The 17,425-nt window shown below is 60.2% G+C and carries 17 protein-coding genes; 6 read left to right on the top strand and 11 right to left on the bottom strand.

Annotated features, from left to right (window positions below):
* Positions 1-121: 121 nt before the first annotated feature.
* A complete protein-coding gene (rlmKL, locus tag ACLD1Y_RS20720; protein ID WP_429479675.1) occupies positions 122-2,386 on the bottom strand; it encodes a bifunctional 23S rRNA (guanine(2069)-N(7))-methyltransferase RlmK/23S rRNA (guanine(2445)-N(2))-methyltransferase RlmL in 2,265 nt (754 codons plus the stop codon).
* Positions 2,387-2,918: 532 nt separating this feature from the next.
* Here rlmKL and rmf point away from each other — a divergent pair.
* On the top strand, positions 2,919-3,134 hold the full coding sequence (gene rmf, locus ACLD1Y_RS20715) for a ribosome modulation factor (protein WP_002553055.1): 216 nt from the start codon (positions 2,919-2,921) through the stop codon (positions 3,132-3,134).
* 125 nt (positions 3,135-3,259) lie between these two features.
* Here rmf and ACLD1Y_RS20710 read toward each other — a convergent pair whose 3' ends face one another.
* The 4 genes from ACLD1Y_RS20710 to sctC all read right to left on the bottom strand — a co-directional run bounded on the left by ACLD1Y_RS20710 (position 3,260) and on the right by sctC (position 6,818).
* Positions 3,260-4,285, bottom strand: coding sequence for a quinone-dependent dihydroorotate dehydrogenase (locus ACLD1Y_RS20710; protein WP_429479674.1), 1,026 nt, complete (start codon positions 4,283-4,285; stop codon positions 3,260-3,262).
* An 86-nt stretch (positions 4,286-4,371) separates the two neighbouring features.
* Positions 4,372-4,833 (bottom strand): transglycosylase SLT domain-containing protein, encoded by a 462-nt coding sequence (locus tag ACLD1Y_RS20705; protein ID WP_429479673.1) that lies wholly within the window; start codon positions 4,831-4,833, stop codon positions 4,372-4,374.
* The gene (locus ACLD1Y_RS20700; protein ID WP_429479756.1) at positions 4,826-5,218 is read right to left on the bottom strand and encodes a winged helix-turn-helix domain-containing protein; all 393 of its coding nucleotides are present in this window, start codon (positions 5,216-5,218) and stop codon (positions 4,826-4,828) included. Before ACLD1Y_RS20700 ends, ACLD1Y_RS20705 begins: the two co-directional genes overlap by 8 nt.
* Positions 5,219-5,393: 175 nt before the next feature.
* The gene (sctC, locus tag ACLD1Y_RS20695; protein WP_429479755.1) at positions 5,394-6,818 is read right to left on the bottom strand and encodes a type III secretion system outer membrane ring subunit SctC; all 1,425 of its coding nucleotides are present in this window, start codon (positions 6,816-6,818) and stop codon (positions 5,394-5,396) included.
* Positions 6,819-7,091: 273 nt separating this feature from the next.
* On the opposite strand from sctC, the gene ACLD1Y_RS20690 reads away from it, so the two are divergent.
* The 5 genes from ACLD1Y_RS20690 (at position 7,092) to cobA (ending at position 12,770) form a co-directional block, all read left to right on the top strand.
* Entirely contained in the window at positions 7,092-8,318 is a 1,227-nt protein-coding gene (locus ACLD1Y_RS20690) for a CmpA/NrtA family ABC transporter substrate-binding protein (protein WP_429479672.1), read from the top strand.
* A gap of 12 nt (positions 8,319-8,330) precedes the next feature.
* Entirely contained in the window at positions 8,331-8,906 is a 576-nt protein-coding gene (locus tag ACLD1Y_RS20685; RefSeq protein WP_429479671.1) for an ANTAR domain-containing response regulator, read from the top strand.
* A gap of 212 nt (positions 8,907-9,118) precedes the next feature.
* Positions 9,119-10,330: a nitrate/nitrite transporter gene (locus ACLD1Y_RS20680; RefSeq protein WP_429479670.1), complete on the top strand. Its 1,212-nt coding sequence runs from the start codon at positions 9,119-9,121 to the stop codon at positions 10,328-10,330.
* Positions 10,330-12,000, top strand: a complete 1,671-nt coding sequence (locus ACLD1Y_RS20675; protein WP_429479669.1) for a protein kinase domain-containing protein — start codon at positions 10,330-10,332, stop codon at positions 11,998-12,000. Before ACLD1Y_RS20680 ends, ACLD1Y_RS20675 begins: the two co-directional genes overlap by 1 nt.
* A gap of 26 nt (positions 12,001-12,026) precedes the next feature.
* The gene (gene cobA, locus ACLD1Y_RS20670) at positions 12,027-12,770 is read left to right on the top strand and encodes a uroporphyrinogen-III C-methyltransferase (RefSeq protein WP_429479668.1); all 744 of its coding nucleotides are present in this window, start codon (positions 12,027-12,029) and stop codon (positions 12,768-12,770) included.
* Positions 12,771-12,830: 60 nt separating this feature from the next.
* Here the strand turns inward: cobA and ACLD1Y_RS20665 are convergent, their stop codons facing one another.
* The 6 genes from ACLD1Y_RS20665 to rraA all read right to left on the bottom strand — a co-directional run bounded on the left by ACLD1Y_RS20665 (position 12,831) and on the right by rraA (position 17,272).
* Entirely contained in the window at positions 12,831-13,814 is a 984-nt protein-coding gene (locus ACLD1Y_RS20665; protein WP_429479667.1) for an OmpA family protein, read from the bottom strand.
* Positions 13,815-13,921: 107 nt separating this feature from the next.
* Positions 13,922-14,512 (bottom strand): RNA polymerase sigma factor SigX, encoded by a 591-nt coding sequence (gene sigX / locus ACLD1Y_RS20660; RefSeq protein WP_010208495.1) that lies wholly within the window; start codon positions 14,510-14,512, stop codon positions 13,922-13,924.
* 87 nt (positions 14,513-14,599) lie between these two features.
* Positions 14,600-15,424, bottom strand: coding sequence for a mechanosensitive ion channel family protein (locus ACLD1Y_RS20655; protein ID WP_003175519.1), 825 nt, complete (start codon positions 15,422-15,424; stop codon positions 14,600-14,602).
* A gap of 2 nt (positions 15,425-15,426) precedes the next feature.
* On the bottom strand, positions 15,427-15,672 hold the full coding sequence (locus ACLD1Y_RS20650) for a hypothetical protein (RefSeq protein WP_005790375.1): 246 nt from the start codon (positions 15,670-15,672) through the stop codon (positions 15,427-15,429).
* A gap of 86 nt (positions 15,673-15,758) precedes the next feature.
* Positions 15,759-16,754 (bottom strand): zinc transporter ZntB, encoded by a 996-nt coding sequence (locus ACLD1Y_RS20645; protein ID WP_429479666.1) that lies wholly within the window; start codon positions 16,752-16,754, stop codon positions 15,759-15,761.
* A 26-nt stretch (positions 16,755-16,780) separates the two neighbouring features.
* Complete coding sequence (rraA, locus tag ACLD1Y_RS20640) at positions 16,781-17,272, bottom strand: ribonuclease E activity regulator RraA (protein WP_429479665.1); 492 nt, start codon at positions 17,270-17,272, stop codon at positions 16,781-16,783.
* Positions 17,273-17,425: the final 153 nt, after the last annotated feature.

Below are 17,425 nucleotides of genomic sequence, written 5' to 3'. Positions count from 1 at the left end.
TGGCGAGGGAGCTTGCTCCCGCTGGGGTGCGCAGCGCCCCCAATAGCTGGGGACCGCTACGCAGTCCAGCGGGAGCAAGCTCCCTCGCCACAACAAGCTCGCGTGTACAGAAAGACGACGATCAGCGCGCGGTGATTTTCCACGCCCGATGGATCTTGGCATTGCGCGCAAAATCCGGGTCGATGGTCTTGTCGCTGATTTCCTCGACCGCATAGCGTTCGCTGAGGTTGTCCTCCAGAGCGAACTTGCGGAAGTTATTCGAGAAGTACAGCACGCCACCCGGTGCCAGGCGGGCCATGGCCAGGTCCAGCAACTGCACGTGGTCACGCTGCACGTCGAAGATGCCTTCCATGCGCTTGGAGTTGGAGAAGGTCGGCGGGTCGATGAAGATCAGGTCGAACTCTTCGCGGCTCGCCTCCAACCACGCCATCACGTCCCCTTGTTCCAGGCGGTTCTTGTCGGAGAAACCGTTGAGGGAGAAGTTGCGGCGGGCCCAATCCAGGTAAGTCTTGGACAGGTCGACACTGGTGGTGCTGCGTGCACCGCCCTTGGCCGCGTGCACACTCGCCGTGGCGGTGTAGCAATACAGGTTCAGGAAGCGCTTGCCAGCCGCTTCTTTCTGGATGCGCATGCGCATCGGGCGGTGGTCGAGGAACAGGCCGGTGTCCAGGTAGTCGGTGAGGTTGACCAGCAGCTTCACGCCGCCTTCGCTGACCTCGGTGAACTTGCCCTGGGCGCTCTGGCGCTCGTACTGCTTGGTGCCGCTCTGACGCTCGCGACGTTTGACGACAACGCGGCTCTTATCGATGTTCAGCGCCTGGGGAATCGCGGCCAGGGCATCGAACATGCGTGCGGAGGCTTTTTCCGGGTCGATGGACTTCGGTGCGGCGTATTCCTGCACGTGGACCCAATCGTGGTACAGGTCGATGGCCATGGAGTATTCCGGCATGTCGGCGTCGTACACGCGGTAGCAATCCACGCCTTCACGCTTGGCCCACTTGCCCAGCAACTTGAGGTTCTTTTGCAGGCGGTTGGCAAACATCTGCCCGCCTTCGCTCAAACGCGCCTGCTCGACCACAGGGGCCGGGGCTGGCTTGATCGGGTTGCCGTTCTTGTTGTACTGGCGCTCTTGTGGCTCAACCGGCGCTTGATCGTAAGCGGCTTGTTCACGTTCGGCCTGGCGCTGCTCCGGGGTGCGGCGCTCGCCAGTGACGAACTGGTCGGGGTTGACCTTGATCAGCAACAATTTGCACGGCAACGCGCCGTTCCAGAACGAGTACTGCTTGTGGCTGCGGATGCCCATGCGCTTGCCCAGGTCCGGCGCGCCGGTGAACACCGCCGCTTCCCAGCCCATGCACGCCTGGCGCAGACGCTCGCCAAGGTTCTGGTAGAGGTACAGAAGGCTGGCTTCATCACCCAGACGCTCGCCGTACGGCGGGTTGCAGATGACCAAACCTTTCTGGTTCTGGTCCGGACGCGGCTCGAAGGTGCCGACTTCGCCCTGATACACCTTGATCCAGTGGCTCAGGCCTGCGCGTTCGATGTTATTGCGCGCAGGTTGGATCAGGCGTGGGTCGGCTTCATAGCCACGCACCCACAACGGCGGTTTGTTCATGCCGATGGCGGCGCGCTCGGTCGCTTCGGTGTGCAGCTTTTTCCACAACGCCGGAACGTGGCCCAGCCAGGTGGTGAAGCCCCACAGTTCACGGTTCAGGTTCGGCGCCATGTCGGCGGCGATCATCGCGCCTTCCACCAGGAAGGTGCCCACGCCACACATCGGGTCAGTCAACGCGCCGCCTTCGGCAGCGATACGCGGCCAGCCGGCACGGATCAGGATCGCGGCCGCCAGGTTTTCCTTCAACGGTGCCGCGCCCTGCTGCAGGCGGTAGCCGCGCTGGTGCAGGCTGTGGCCGGACAAGTCGAGGGAGAGAATGGCTTCGCCACGGTCCAGGCGCAGGTGAATGCGCAGGTCCGGGTTGATCTTGTCGATGGAGGGGCGTTCGCCGGTCGGGGTGCGCAGCTTGTCGACAATCGCATCCTTGACCTTCAGCGCGCCGAAGTGGGTGTTGTCGATGCCCGAGCCGTGCCCGCTGAATTCCACGGCCAAGGTGCCGTCCGGGACCATGTGGTCGGCCCACTCGATATCCAGCACGCCGTGGTAGAGGTCTTCGGCGTCCTTCATCGGGAAGCGCTTGAGCACCAACAGCACGCGGTTGGCCAGGCGCGACCAGAGGCACAGGCGGTAGGCGGTTTCCATGTCGGCCATGCCGCGCACGGCCGAGGTGTGCTCGCGGGCGTCCTCAAGGCCAAGCCCGACGGCTTCCTCGATCAGCAGGCCTTCGAGGCCCTTGGGGCAAGTGAGGAAGAGTTCAAAACGGTCCGACATGGGGCATTCCAGGCTTTTCAGCAATAAATGAACGGGCGACGCATCGCCAGCTCGGTTTTCAATCAAGCACTTTTCTTGAAGAGTGCTCGCGTGGCACGAATGTGCCGTCCCACCCCGCCTGCCGGGCCTTGAGGCCTTGATTGACGGGGCAGATGAATAAACTGGTGCAACAAAAAGAAATATTCCGACCCTTCGTCGAATAGTAACCGACTACAACGGACGGACATTCTCACTTAAGGATTAAACACATCCTCTGCGCAGGGTGCATCATAGCTGGCTTTGCCCCATAAATGGGGCGAAAAGCCATCCCAGCTTATGGCTATAGCATCGTTATCGTTACGTGCTTATGACAAAACGATCATTGAATCCATGTGACCTATTGGTTAGAACTCAACACAGGTTGGCGCCGTAACGACGCCGACACATCGGCTCGCCACGCCGGCAGCGAGCCCACCAACGGCAGAAAAACTCTGCCCGGCCTCAGACGAGGCCGAAGGATATCAAGACAGTCAACAAGTGAGGGAAACACCCTATGAGAAGACTTAAGCGTGATCCGTTGGAAAGAGCATTTTTACGCGGATATCAATATGGCGTTCATGGCAAATCCCGTGAGCTTTGCCCATTTACTCTACCGTCGGTACGCCAAGCCTGGATCAACGGCTGGCGAGAAGGACGCGGCGACAACTGGGACGGTATGACTGGCACTGCGGGAATCCACAGACTCAACGAACTTCACGCCGTCGGCTAATCAGGGCACTTATCTCCGACATACCACTGCTGAAGATTTAACGACTTAACCACGCACGTCCCATCCGGGCGGCGGGCTTCGGCCCAGGGGGCTCCTTTTCAGGAGCCCTTTTTAATGGGCGACGTTCAGGCCTTTCGCAGTGCCGCAATCGCATCCACCGACTGGCGAATCAGTGCCGGGCCTTTGTAGATGAAGCCGGAGTACAACTGCACCAGGCTGGCGCCCGCCGCGATCTTCTCGGCGGCGTGCTTGCCTTCGGTGATGCCACCCGCAGCAATGATGGGCAAGCGCCCAGCCAGCTCAGCGGCCAAAACCTTGACGATATGGGTACTCTGCTCCCGCACTGGTGCACCCGACAGGCCACCGGCTTCGCTGCCATGGGCCAGGCCTTCAACCCCAACACGGCTGAGGGTGGTGTTGGTCGCGATGACTGCGTCCATGCCCGAATCCACCAGGGCCTGGGCCACCAGTACGGTTTCTTCATCGCTCATGTCCGGGGCAATCTTGATCGCCAACGGTACGCGCTTGCCATGGCGCACGGCCAAGTCTTCCTGGCGCTGGCGCAAGGCTTCGAGCAGTTGCTTGAGGGAATCACCGAACTGCAAGCTGCGCAGGCCCGGGGTGTTGGGCGAACTGACGTTGACGGTGACATAACTGGCGTGGGCGTAGACCTTGTCCAGGCAGATCAGGTAGTCATCCACCGCACGCTCAACCGGGGTATCGAAGTTCTTGCCGATATTGATGCCCAGAATGCCCTTGTACTTTGCCGCCTGAACCCGCGACAGCAAGTGATCAACCCCCAGGTTGTTGAAACCCATGCGATTGATGATCGCCTCGGCTTCCGGCAGGCGGAAGATACGCGGCTTGGGGTTGCCCGGTTGCGGACGTGGGGTCACGGTGCCGATTTCGACAAACCCGAAGCCCAGCTGTGCGAAACCATCGATGGCCGCGCCATTCTTGTCCAGGCCAGCCGCCAAACCGACCGGGTTAGGGAATTCCAGGCCCATCACCGACACCGGCATTTTCGCCGGCGCCTTGCATACCAGGCCATTGAGCCCCAGACGGCCACCGGCACCGATCAGGTCCAGGGACAGATCGTGAGAGGTTTCCGGGGAGAGTTTGAACAACAGCTGGCGGGCCAGGGTATACATGGGCGGGCTAGACTCGGATGGCGGCGGAAGGTGGCGGCGATTATAGCCGGGGTAACAGGCCGCGTGCGAGGCGTGCCGTCCAATCATCACAAGCGAAGTGCCACTAATTCCTCGTAACGCGCCCATATCTTCTGTGCATACTGCATGCGAAGCGCCTCGCGTTCAGGGCCTGGCCCTGGGCCCACATTGTAGGAACCCACCGCCGTCCAGTTGTAGCCGAAACGCTGGATGAACCCCGCAAGAATCGAGGCGCCTACCTCCACCGACAGGCACGGCTCGGCCAATAGTCGCTCCTCGGTAATCCCCAACTTGAGCAAGCGTGGCAGATGGATGCTGTTGATCTGCATCAGGCCGATATCCCGGGTGCCATTACGATTGGCAAGGTTCATTGCATCCGCACGATACCCCGACTCCACGGCGGCAATCGCCTGCAACAACTCTGGCTCAATGTCATAGCGACTGGCGACCTCGGCCCAACAATAGCCGAACGCCGGGTTGCCCCCCATCAGTGCGCTAAGCAACAGGCACGCGCTCCAGCGCCTAACCATGGCGGACCTGGCCACAGGCTGCACACACGTGCTCCGAACGGTCGATACCCCCCGACCGCTCGACCTTCACTGCACAGGTAAAGCGGTACCCTCGGCCGTAGATCGTCTTGATGAACCCCTTATCGCCCCCCAGATGCTTACGCAGCGAATAGATGCAACGGGTCAGCGACTCCTCGGCGACCTCTCCCTGAGGCCAGCCCATTTCCAAGAGTCGGTCCTTGGTCATCAATACACCGCCGGAGACCAGCAACAGCCGCAACACCTGCCACTCCTTGGGCGGCAATTGCACATCCGTGCCGTCTCCGGTCAGGCGACCATCGCCATGCAGGGTCCAATGGGCGAAGACCAGAGAAGTCGACGCCTCCCCCTCATTCGCGACGACCATAAATACCTCTGCAACCGACTGCTGACATTGAAATCCTTCTTTCCAGTACTGGTTCACACACCGATATCAGGACTATAAAAACCTGCCCCGCCAAACACCCTAGGAAAAAGCCCATGTATTCGGTCCCGACCTAGGTCGCTCCGTAAGATATTTCTCTAACCTTGCCCGTGCCTTCTCACGGCGTCACATCCCGGCCCGCTCGCATAAACGCACGTTGCACACGCTCATATTGCGGCGCAGTCAATGGCGGTGGTCCAACAGCTCCGGCCGTGGTCTTCAACTCGTTGCCCACGGCTCGCGCCTGGATCACAAACAGGCGAACCTCTGCCGAAGCCCCACGCGCGGCACCAGGTCCCAGGCGGGTCTCCCGCTGGAATGCCCCCAACCATAACCGCTTGCCCTGCGGTACACGCACCACACTGCTGAGCCCCACCCGCCCCACGGCTGTCGGCTTTGCCTTCGACCGCGCTTCTGTCACCTGGCGGCCGTCCTCAATAGCAAGCAACATTTCGATCTGGTGCTCCTCAGCAAAACGCGGCAGTACGCTGACCTGGGTGCCGAAGCGCACGGGTTTCCAGTCGACCGGATCGTCTTTTGGACCCGGCAGGTAAAAGGTGTGGTTGTCCTGGAACACCGCCGGCACATTCTCCTGGGTGAGAATGACCGGCAGCGCGACAACCCGCGCCCGCCTCCGACGTTCCAGGGTGGCGATCTGCGCCATCAAGCTATTGTCTTCCAGGGGTTCCATTATTCGACTGGTCGAGGCCTTAGTGTCGTTGTCCCACTCCAGGCCAAGCGCCTTCAACTCACGGCGATCCATGTCCACCAGCCATAACGACACCTCGATCGGTCGCTTGGGCATGTCCAGCTCGGCCACCAACCGCTCGATGATCTTTACTTGCTCCGACTGGCCCTTGATCAGCAGGCTGTTGGTATCCGGGTATGCAATAAGCGCAAGGTTCCTGTCGGCCAACGGGCCTTGCTGTTCACTGGCCAGCAGGGTTTCGATCGTCGAGGCCATCCCCGGCACCGTGAACGAGTTGCCGCCCATGGCGTATTGACGGTCCGCGACGTGAGAATTGAACACCTGCACCACGCCAAAGGCCTGGGTGCCCACGCGTAACTCTGCCCTCTGCCGATCCATCAGTTGGGCCAGGCGCAGCATTTGGTCGACATAATTGGGCGGGCCGGACACGTAGAACGTCCGCTCACCGGCTTCGCGCAGGGGGTAGCGCGACTCATCAAGCCCCGAACGGCGCATGAGGCCACGAAACCTGTCGACGGAAATATGCTGCAACGTCACCGCCGAGCTTTTGGCCTCGCTGGCGTCATACAGATAAAGCGCTTGCCCATCGCTGTGTCCGATCAGGTCCTGTTGCGAAATAACCGCCTCCAGCGCCCGCTGCGGCGCTTCCAGGTCCAGCACGCCACTGAGGCGCTTAAGCGCCACCTTGCGGCTGACCACGATAGGTAACCCCAAAGGCACCGACAGCGCGGTGAATACGGTGTGCAGACTTTCGTCCTGGGCCCGGTAAGCCTCACCCCTGACGGGTGTACTTGCCAAAATCAGGGCGATCAGCAGCAGCCAGAAGCGGGGCATCGTAATGGGGAAGACAGCGTGCACCGTGAGGTTTCCTGGGCGGCCCGGCATTGAGAAGCGGCCATACTGAAAGGGCATCTCGTTTGAATCTTGATGGAAAGTTGACGGCTGGCCATGCCCTTCTATCCATGGCATGTGCCTTGCTACGAACTTCCTACAAGAGCACGCGCCAACGACGGAGCGGGCTTACGGACAAAGGCGTCGTTACCCGCAATGGCTCGCATCGCCATCTGAGGGAACGGCGCTTTTTTTTGAAAGAAAAGGTAGGTGTTGATGAACGATTCGGCAGGCAGCAGCCCGGTGAACAACCCACTGGCCTGGGTCAACGGCAGTGATGCCCCGGAGAAAAGCAGCCTCGACCTGGGCTTTATGGCTTTGAGCGATTGCGCCTCACTGGTGGTGGCCGCTACCCAAGGCTTCGCCCAACCCTATGGCTTGACCCTGAACCTCAAGCGCCAATCCTCGTGGGCCAACCTGCGAGACAAGCTGGTCAGCGGCGAACTGGACGCCGCCCACAGTCTTTATGGGCTTATCTATGCCGTGCACCTGGGCATCGGCGGCGTGGCGCCCACTGATATGGCGGTGCTGATGGGGCTTAACCAGAACGGCCAGAGCATCAACCTGTCCCACGGCCTACAACAGCAAGGGGTGATCACTCCTGAGGCACTGGACCGTCACGTGCACCAAAGCCGCACAAAACTCACCTTCGCCCAGACGTTTCCTACCGGCACCCACGCCATGTGGCTGTATTACTGGCTGGCGAGCCAGGGCATACACCCGCTGCAAGATGTAGACAGCGTGGTGGTACCGCCACCGCAAATGGTCGCGCACCTGCAAGCCGGGCGCATCGATGGCTTTTGCGTCGGCGAGCCTTGGTGCGCCAGCGCCGTAAAGCAAAACCAGGGCTTTACCCTGGCCACCTCCCAGGCAATCTGGCCGGACCACCCGGAAAAAGTACTCGGCTGCACCCAAGCCTTTGTCGACCAATACCCCAACACCGCCCGTGTGCTGGTGATGGCGATTCTGGAGGCCAGCCGTTTTATAGAAGAAAGCACCGAAAACCGCCGCTCTACCGCACAACTGCTCAGTGGCCGCGATTACCTCGACGCTCCGCTGGACTGCATTGAGCCGCGCCTGCTGGGTGCCTATGACGATGGCTTGGGCAACCACTGGCAAGACCCCCACGCCCTGCGTTTTTTTGCCGAGGGCGACGTGAACTTGCCCTACCTGTCCGATGGCATGTGGTTTATGACCCAGTTCCGCCGCTGGGGTCTGCTGCGTGAAGACCCTGACTACCTGGGCATCGCCCGCCAGGTGCAGCAACTGGCGCTGTATCGCCAGGCGGCCGAGGCGATGGGTGTCGCCACCCATACCCGGGACATGCGCAGCAGCCAATTGAACGACGGCAAGATCTGGGACGGTTCGGACCCTATCGGCTACGCCCGCAGCTTCCGCCTGCATGCCATGGCCGACCATCCCAGCCGCCAAGCCTTGCGCTGACAGGAGCACCCTATGCTGCGAATCCTGTTGATCAACGATACCCCGCGCAAAGTCGGTCGCCTGCGAACCGCATTGATCGAGGCCGGCTTCGAGGTGATCGACGAGTCCGGCCTGATCATCGACCTGCCCGCACGCGTCGAAACGGTGCGCCCGGATGTGATCCTGATCGATACCGAGTCACCGGGCCGCGATGTGATGGAGCAAGTGGTGCTGGTGAGCCGCGATCAGCCACGCCCCATCGTGATGTTTACCGATGAGCACGACCCGACCGTGATGCGCCAGGCCATCAAGTCCGGCGTCAGCGCCTACATTGTCGAAGGCATCCAGGCCCAGCGCCTGCAACCGATCCTCGACGTGGCCATGGCCCGTTTCGAAAGCGACCAGGCCTTGCGCGCCCAGTTGCAGGCTCGCGACCAGCAACTGGCCGAACGCAAACGCATCGAACTGGCCAAGGGCATGTTGATGAAAATGAAACACTGCAATGAAGAAGAGGCCTACACGCTAATGCGCCGCCAGGCGATGAGCCGCCAGCAGAAACTGATCCAGGTGGCGGAGCAAATCATCGCCATGAGCGAGCTGCTTGGCTGATGTGGCTCAGCTCTTGCTAAACAATATTCACAGGTAACCAACGGCGGTTGCCCCTTCCACGACAAAGACGTCGCACACCCGGTTTGCCCTCGCGGACCCGGTGGCGGCGTTTTTTCGTTTTGGCCCCGATGGCACGGGGTCGGTGGGGCGGCCTTAGCCAGCGGCCCCATCACCAGGCCTTCTTACAAGACTCCCAACCGTTGAGGTGCGTGATGAAATCAAGCTTCTGGAAATCCGGGCACACCCCGACCCTGTTTGCCGCGTTCCTGTATTTCGACCTGAGCTTCATGGTCTGGTACCTGCTGGGCCCGCTGGCCATACAAATTGCCGCCGACCTGCACCTGACCACCCAGCAGCGCGGCTTGATGGTGGCAACGCCGATCCTGGCCGGCGCGATATTGCGCTTTCTAATGGGCATGCTGGCAGACAAGCTGTCGCCCAAGACCGCCGGCCTTATCGGCCAGGTAATTGTGATCTGCGCCTTGTTCGGCGCCTGGAAACTGGGGATCCACAGTTACGAACAAGCCCTGCTGCTGGGCGTGTTCCTGGGCATGGCCGGTGCTTCCTTTGCCGTCGCCCTGCCCTTGGCATCCCAGTGGTACCCGGCCGAACACCAGGGCAAGGCCATGGGCATCGCCGGCGCCGGCAACTCCGGCACCGTGTTTGCCGCACTGCTGGCACCGGTGCTGGCCGCCGCGTTCGGCTGGAGCAATGTGTTTGGCTTTGCGCTGATTCCGTTGATCCTCACCCTGATCGTATTTGCCTGGCTGGCGCGCAATGCCCCTGAACGACCGAAAGCCAAATCCATGGCCGACTACTTCAAGGCCCTGGGCGACCGTGACAGCTGGTGGTTCATGTTCTTCTACAGCGTGACCTTCGGCGGCTTTATCGGCCTGGCCAGCGCCCTGCCCGGCTACTTCAACGACCAGTACGGCCTGAGCCCGGTGACCGCTGGTTACTACACCGCCGCCTGTGTGTTCGGTGGCAGCTTGATGCGCCCACTGGGCGGCGCCTTGGCCGACCGCTTCGGTGGAATCCGTACCTTGCTGGGCATGTACAGCGTGGCCGCCATCTGCATCGCAGCGGTGGGTTTCAACCTGCCAAGTTCCTACGCGGCACTGGCGCTTTTCGTGTGCACCATGCTCGGTCTCGGCGCAGGCAATGGCGCGGTATTCCAACTGGTGCCGCAACGATTCCGTCGTGAGATCGGCGTGATGACCGGGCTGATTGGCATGGCCGGCGGTATCGGCGGTTTCGCCCTGGCGGCGGGCATGGGCGCGATCAAGCAAAGCACCGGCAGCTATCAGATGGCGCTGTGGCTGTTCGCGAGCCTGGGTGTACTGGCCTGGTTTGGTTTGCACGGCGTGAAACGTCGCTGGAGAACCACCTGGGGCTCGGCGGCTGTGACGGCTGCGCGGGTCTGATGAGCCTGCAACTGAGCGTCGCCCACGCCAGCGCCATCGGTCCGCGGGCGGAAAACCAGGATGCGCTGAGGGTGGTCACACCCGCAGCCGAACTGGCCGCCAGCAAAGGCTACCTGTGCGCCATGGCCGATGGCGTGAGCCAGTGCGCCGACGGTGGCCTGGCGGCGCGCTCGACCTTGCAGGCCCTGGCGCTGGACTACTACGCCACGCCGCAAACCTGGGGCGTGGCCCAGGCCTTGGACCGCCTGCTGCTGGCACAAAACCGCTGGCTACAGGCCAATGGCGGTGGCCAGCCACTGCTTACCACCCTCAGTGCCCTGGTGTTTCGCGGCCAGCGCTTTACCCTGGCGCATGTCGGTGATTGCCGGGCATATCGCTGGCTGGACGGCGAGTTGCAACGCATCAGCGAAGATCACGTGTGGGACCAACCGGGCATGCAACATGTGCTCAAGCGCGCCCTTGGGCTGGATCAACACCTGGTGGTGGATTTCCTCGACGGCCAGTTGCGCCTGGGCGAGTGTTTCCTGCTGCTCAGCGATGGCGTGTGGGCAACCTTGGGCGATCACAGCATCCGCGCGATCCTGCGGGAGCAAACGGACCTGGATCTGGCGGTCACCACCCTGGTAAACGCGGCCCACCTCGCAGGCAGCCAGGACAACGCCAGCGCTTTGCTGGTACGTGTCGATAGCCTCGGCGCGGCCACCCTTGGCGATGCCTTGGTGCAGTTGCAGCAATGGCCGGTGCCACCGACCTTGAAGGCTGGGCAACAGTTTGAAGGTTGGCAGGTGGAAACCGTGCTGGCCCACAGTCGACAGTCATTGCTGTACCGGGTTCGCGATGCCCAGCAACAACCCTGGCTGCTGAAAACCCTGCCGCTGAGCCGCGATGATGACAACGATGCCGGCCAGGCCTTGCTGTCAGAGGAATGGTTTCTGCGGCGGGTTGCCGGGCGGGCATTTCCTGAAGTGCATGCGGCCAGCGGGCGTCAGCATTTGTACTACGTGATGCGTGAATACCCTGGGCAAACCCTGGCCGTAGCCTTCAAACAGCAAGGCCCGCTGCCGCTCGCGCAATGGCAATCGATTGCCGAGCGGCTACTGCGTGCGGTGGGCTTGTTGCACCGACGGCAGATCCTGCACCGCGACATCAAGCCGGAAAACCTTCTACTGGGGGACGATGGTGAGCTACGCGTGCTGGATTTTGGCTTGGCCTACTGCCCCGGCCTTTCAGAAGATCGCGCCCATGTGCTGCCGGGCACCCCGAGCTTTATCGCCCCTGAAGCCTTCAATGGCGAGCGCCCTACCGCCCAGCAGGATTTGTACAGCGTGGGCATCACCCTTTATTACCTACTGACGGGCCATTACCCCTACGGCGAAATCGAGGCTTTCCAACGACCCAGGTTCACCCAGCCGATCAGCGCCAGCCGCTATCGCCCTGATCTGCCGGACTGGCTGCCCCAGAGCCTGGAGCGAGCGGTGGCGGCGCTACCGGAGCAACGTTATGAAACCGCCGAAGAATGGTTGCGGGTGCTGGAACAGGCAGACCGGCAGGAACTGAGCATCCGCCCCAAGCCCTTGCTGGAACGCGAACCCTTGAAGGTCTGGCGCACGTTGGGGTTGATCTCGATGCTGATCAATCTGGTGTTGTTGTACTTACTCTTTCACAACTGACGTCATCCCTGGACGAGGACACACACATGAACGCAAAAGTCTGGCTGGTGGGCGCCGGTCCCGGTGATCCCGAGCTGTTAACCCTCAAGGCTGTACGGGCCCTGAATGAGGCCGATGTAGTGCTGATTGATGATCTGGTCAACCCGATGGTGCTGGAACACTGTGCCGGTGCACGGGTGATTACGGTCGGAAAGCGCGGCGGTTGTCGCTCAACGCCGCAGGATTTTATCCACCGCCTGATGCTGCGCTATGCGCGTCAGGGCAAATGCGTGGTGCGGCTCAAGGGCGGCGACCCGTGCATTTTCGGGCGCGGTGGTGAAGAGGCGATGTGGCTGCGTGAGCGGGGCGTCGAGGTGGAGTTGGTCAACGGCATCACCGCAGGCCTGGCGGGGGCGACGAATTGCTCAATCCCCCTCACATTGCGCGGTGTCAGCCGGGGTGTAACCCTGGTGACCGCACACACCCAGGACGACAGCAGCCTGAATTGGCGGGCATTGGCAGAAGGCGGGACGACGCTGGTGGTGTATATGGGCGTCGCGAAGCTGGAGGACATTCGTCAGCAATTGCTGGACGGCGGCATGCCGGCGGATATGCCGGTGGCAATGATCGAGAACGCATCGCTGCCCCAGCAACGGGAATGTCGCAGCGAGCTGTCGCGGATGTACGAGGATGCGCAGGCATTTGCATTGAAAAGCCCGGCAATTCTGGTGATCGGCCGCGTAGCCGGCGCTGAACAAACGGCTTGCCTCGCAGCGGCAGCCAGCGCCTAAGGCGAATCGCAGGCGAAAAAAAGCCCGGCCTAAGCCGGGCTTTTTTCGACTACTCAGTGATTACTGAGCAGCTTGAGCTTCAACCGACGCTTCTACGCGACGGTTAACAGCACGACCAGCTTCAGTTGCGTTGTCAGCAACTGGGCGGGTTTCACCGTAACCAACGGATTGGATGCGGTTACCAGCAATACCTTTGTCTTCCAGAACTTTCTTCACAGCGTCAGCACGACGCTGGGACAGCTTCTGGTTGTAAGCGTCTGGGCCTACGGAGTCAGTGTGACCTTCAACCACGGTGGTGGTTTGTGGGTACTGCTTCATGAAGTCGGCCAGGTTTGTCACGTCGCCGTAGCTGTTTTGCTTAACAATGGCCTTGTCGAAGTCGAACTTAACGTCCAGCTCAACACGAACAACCTGAGCAACTGGAGCTTCTGGCTCTGGAGTTGGCTCTGGAGCTGGTGCTGGGGCAGGAGCTGGAGCTACTTTGCCAGCGTTGCCGCCGAAGTTCACACCCAGGCCAACCAGTGCGGAGTAATCCCACTTGCCGTTGTCCAGGTTGTAGTCGGATTCAACACCAGCACGGGCGAACAGGTTGTCGGTGAAGTAGTACTTCACACCAGCACCAGCGATAGCCAGGGTCGACTGGTCGCGACCGCTGTGGCCGTCAGCCTGTACGTTGGTACGGGACTGGTGACCGAAACCACCTTCTACGTATGGACGCAGGGAATCAACGCCGGCCTGACCGAAGTGGTACTGAGCAGTCACGCTGCCAGTGTCACCTTTGATCTTCTGGTTGCCAGTACCGTCGTTCGAACGGGTGTGGTTGGTGGTGTCGTAGTTCAGGTTAACCGACACGTCGTCGGTAATGAAGTAACCGATGCTGGCGCCAGGGTTGTAGCCGTCTTCGATGTGCTTGACGCTATCGTTGAACTGCTTTTTGTAGAACAGCTGGCCTTCAACTGCGCCTTGGCCTTGTGCCAGTGCGCCGAACGAAGTAGCGGCAATAAGAGTACCAATGGCCAAGCCCAAGGTGTTTTTCAGTTTCATCCGTTAAATCCCCATCTGGTGATTGTAAAGCAGTCCCACAAACCGGGGGACAACTCGGCGACAAGTCTAACAGAACTTGCCTACACGTAAGAGATATTTGCCACGCACTAAGTTTCAGTCTCGCCCGCAAATTTCTCACGTAATTTATCTAGAGCACGTTTGTAACGCATTTTTGTAGCACTCAAACCCATGTGCATGATGTCAGCGATTTCCTGGAACTCCAGCTCTGCGACAAAACGTAGCACCAGAATTTCCCGGTCAATCGGGTTCACATACACCAACCAGCGATCGAGTCCGCCCTTCTCCTCGGGTGCCGGCGCCTTTTCTTCAGACGCTTCCTCAAGGGGGTCCAGACTCAAGGCGTCCATCAAGCGACGCTTTCGCCGTTCCTTACGATACTGCGTGATGCACTCGTTGTACGTGATGCTATATAGCCATGTCTTGAACTTCGATTTCCCCTCGAAGTTCTTCAAGCCATACAGCACCTTGAGCATCACTTCCTGACAGACATCATCCGCATCTCTATCGTTCCCTAAATACCTTGAACAAACGTTGAACAGAGTGCGTTGATATCTGCGCATCAATTCTTCGTACGCGCGAGTTACGTGAAACAGCTCCGTGTGCGAGCGCGCGACCAACTCCTCATCAGAGAGCTCACGGGGGTCATAGCGCGTGGACAGCGTTTGGGCTTTATTCAAAACAAGTCGTGCCGACAGTCAGGTCAATGTCCGCTACAGCCCGGTCAGCCGGGTTTGCGGCGGCGTACATTAGCAGGGTTTGCCGGATTAGCGGCTACTGACCTGCTGCTCCAGGAGAATCCGATTGGACAACGACACGAGGTCGCCGTCATCGGTCAGCACCGTCGTCTTGACTGTGCCGATCTCCTCGATCTGCCCTTCGACCTCGCCTACACGCACCTGTTGCCCAACCTGATACAACTCACGCACATAGATTCCCGCAAGAATCTGACCGGCAATTTCCCGGCTTCCCAACCCCATGGCCAGTGCAACGGCCAGACCAACGGTAATCAAAACAATCACAATCACATGGTTGAGCAGGTCAGTCTTGACCTCCAACTGGCTGATCGCGACCGAAATACTGATGATGATCACCAACCCCTGGGCGATTCGCCCAAGGCCGGCGGCATAGTCCAGCCCCACGCCTTCAGCGGCACCGCGCACCAGCCCATTGGCCAGTTGCGCCAGCAAAACGCCTACCAGCAGTACCAACGCGCCGCCGAAAACCTTCGGCAAATACAGCGCCAGCATGTCGAGCGTAGCTGAAACTCGCTCAAGGCCAAGGGATTGAGCCGCAGAAACCAGAAAAATCAACAAAACGAACCAGTAGACGATCTTGCCGATCAGCGTTGAGATCGGCACTTGCAGCCCGGCGCGCCCCAACAGCTTGGTCAGGCCAGTGCCTGCCATCAGGCGGTCAAGGCCCAGTTTCGCGAGCAGTTTGGACAGCAGGGTGTCGAGCAGCTTGGCCACGACAAAGCCCAGCAACACCAGTACCAGGGCACCAAACAGGTTGGGAATGAAGTTCGCCACCTTGGTCCACAATGCGGTCATCGCGGTGACCAGGCTCTGGGTCCAGAGATCAAGTTCCATATTCAATCAGCCTTATCAGCAGTGCGAGCAAGAGGTTTACGACGGGAAACCGGTGAGACATGGGCCGAACCGTTGTTCAGGGCCATCATCAACGCCGGCAACCAGCGCCCGAGCAGACCGAACAAATCGCCCGCCCCGACCTGGCGGTTGGCGGTTTTCAGTACGCGGCCCAGGCAGGCATCGTCATCCCGGTTGGATGGCGAAGCATTGAGCATGTCACGCAAAGACTGTTCGAACGGATCGTGCATAAAGACCTCTCGCAAGTGTTTTAAAAGACGAGGGTTAAATTCTTTGGGTCACATAGGACCCTTCCTACGTTCAGCTCATATTCAGCTCAAACCCAGCGCAATCGCCGAAACAGCCACCATTGTCCCAACGCGACAGCCACCATCATCAGGCAGGCAATCACGAATCCATAGGGGCTGGCGGAGAACGGAATCCCGCCGACGTTTATCCCCAACAGGCCTGTGAGAAAACTCATCGGCAGGAAGATCCCAGTGATGATCCCAAAGCGATACATGGTGCGGTTCATGCGCACGCTCAAGCGCCGGTCTTCAGCCTCAAGCACAAGCCCCACGCGCTCTCGGGTCAATTCGAGCTCTTCCAGGTAGCGGGTCAGGCTGTTGTTCAATTCGTTCCAGTAGTCGGCGTCGTCATCGCAGAACCAAGGCAGTTTGATCCGTGTCAGTTGGGCAAAAATATCCCGCTGCGGCGCAAGGAATCGCTTGAGCCCGGCCGCTCGCCGACGAATCTGTAGGACGCTGCCATGCTCCGGGGTATACCGTTCGTCGGCGTCGAGCTTTTCTTCTTCGGTATCGACGATTTCAGACAGGTCGGTGACCAGATCCTGCACTTTATTGGTCAGGTACTGCGCCATATAAAGGATAAGTTCCGACGCGGTTTTCGGCCCTTTGCCATCCGCCAACTGCACCAGCAATTCATCGGTGGCACGCAGCGGGCGCAGGCGCAGGGAGATCACGCGGTTGGCGGCGGCAAAGATGCGCACCGAAACCATGTCTTCCGGCTCGGCCCCAGGATTGAGGTTGATCCCGCGCAGGAACAGCAGCAGTTCCGAATCCGGCAGCGGCAACAGACGCGGGCGGGTGTTCTCCTCCAGCAGCAGGTCACAGGCGAATTCACTCAAGCCACTGGACTTGCGCAACCAGGTCTGGGTTTGCGGATGGCTGCGATCCCAGTGCAGCCACAGGCTTTCCTGGGGCTGTAGTTGCAAGTCGTCGAGCTCAGTCCGGGCAATCGAACGCGCACCGCCTTTACCGTCCAGCACCAGGGCATGTACCAGCCCCCATTGCGCGTTTTCTTCCTCGAACATCCTCACCCCTGTCGGTTATTGCGGTTTTATTCAGGCATTTTCAGCGGGCTGGGCGAGACGATCACGCCGTTATTGTCGGCGTAGATGTATTCGCCCGGGCGGAAGGTCACGCCCGCAAAGGTGACCACTACGTTCAGGTCGCCGATGCCGCGTTTGTCGGTCTTCATCGGGTGGCTGGCCAGGGCCTGCACCCCCAGGTCGGTCTGGGCGATGACGTCGACATCACGGATGCAACCGTAGATCACCAGCCCTTCCCAACCGTTTTTCGCGGCTTTCTCGGCGATCATGTCGCCCAACAGGGCCCGGCGCAGGGAACCACCACCGTCGACCACCAGCACCTTGCCGGCGCCCGGCTGCTCGGCTTGTTCCTTGACCAGCGAGTTATCCTCGAAGCACTTGATGGTGACAATCTCGCCACCAAAAGAGTCTCGGCCGCCGAAGTTACTGAACATCGGCTCGACCACCTGTACCCGTTCCGGGTAGGCGTCGCACAGGTCGGGGGTCACGTAATGGTTCATCGAAAAATTCCTTTCTGCCAAAGAAGTGTCTTTCAAGGAAGTACCGGTCGAAACAGGCGGGCAACATCCCACTCGCTTCGCCGCAACGCAATAGCCACTGCGCGACTGAATATGACCAGAAGCGTCCAGCGCGTCATATCTTAGCCCCAACCT

Origin of the sequence: Pseudomonas sp. 18175 (assembly GCF_050432925.1) — a bacterium.
Lineage (GTDB): Bacteria > Pseudomonadota > Gammaproteobacteria > Pseudomonadales > Pseudomonadaceae > Aquipseudomonas.
This window is presented reverse-complemented; position numbering and strand designations above follow the sequence as displayed.

Excerpts from the sequence above, each read along its gene's own strand:
- rlmKL (WP_429479675.1), bottom strand. The coding sequence starts at position 2,386 with ATGTCGGACCGTTTTGAACTCTTCCTCACTTGCCCCAAGGGCCTCGAA.
- rmf (WP_002553055.1), top strand. The coding sequence starts at position 2,919 with ATGAGAAGACTTAAGCGTGATCCGTTGGAAAGAGCATTTTTACGCGGA.
- ACLD1Y_RS20710 (WP_429479674.1), bottom strand. The coding sequence starts at position 4,285 with ATGTATACCCTGGCCCGCCAGCTGTTGTTCAAACTCTCCCCGGAAACC.
- ACLD1Y_RS20705 (WP_429479673.1), bottom strand. The coding sequence starts at position 4,833 with ATGGTTAGGCGCTGGAGCGCGTGCCTGTTGCTTAGCGCACTGATGGGG.
- ACLD1Y_RS20700 (WP_429479756.1), bottom strand. The coding sequence starts at position 5,218 with ATGGTCGTCGCGAATGAGGGGGAGGCGTCGACTTCTCTGGTCTTCGCC.
- sctC (WP_429479755.1), bottom strand. The coding sequence starts at position 6,818 with ATGCCCCGCTTCTGGCTGCTGCTGATCGCCCTGATTTTGGCAAGTACA.
- ACLD1Y_RS20690 (WP_429479672.1), top strand. The coding sequence starts at position 7,092 with ATGAACGATTCGGCAGGCAGCAGCCCGGTGAACAACCCACTGGCCTGG.
- ACLD1Y_RS20685 (WP_429479671.1), top strand. The coding sequence starts at position 8,331 with ATGCTGCGAATCCTGTTGATCAACGATACCCCGCGCAAAGTCGGTCGC.
- ACLD1Y_RS20680 (WP_429479670.1), top strand. The coding sequence starts at position 9,119 with ATGAAATCAAGCTTCTGGAAATCCGGGCACACCCCGACCCTGTTTGCC.
- ACLD1Y_RS20675 (WP_429479669.1), top strand. The coding sequence starts at position 10,330 with ATGAGCCTGCAACTGAGCGTCGCCCACGCCAGCGCCATCGGTCCGCGG.
- cobA (WP_429479668.1), top strand. The coding sequence starts at position 12,027 with ATGAACGCAAAAGTCTGGCTGGTGGGCGCCGGTCCCGGTGATCCCGAG.
- ACLD1Y_RS20665 (WP_429479667.1), bottom strand. The coding sequence starts at position 13,814 with ATGAAACTGAAAAACACCTTGGGCTTGGCCATTGGTACTCTTATTGCC.
- ACLD1Y_RS20655 (WP_003175519.1), bottom strand. The coding sequence starts at position 15,424 with ATGGAACTTGATCTCTGGACCCAGAGCCTGGTCACCGCGATGACCGCA.
- ACLD1Y_RS20650 (WP_005790375.1), bottom strand. The coding sequence starts at position 15,672 with ATGCACGATCCGTTCGAACAGTCTTTGCGTGACATGCTCAATGCTTCG.
- ACLD1Y_RS20645 (WP_429479666.1), bottom strand. The coding sequence starts at position 16,754 with ATGTTCGAGGAAGAAAACGCGCAATGGGGGCTGGTACATGCCCTGGTG.
- rraA (WP_429479665.1), bottom strand. The coding sequence starts at position 17,272 with ATGAACCATTACGTGACCCCCGACCTGTGCGACGCCTACCCGGAACGG.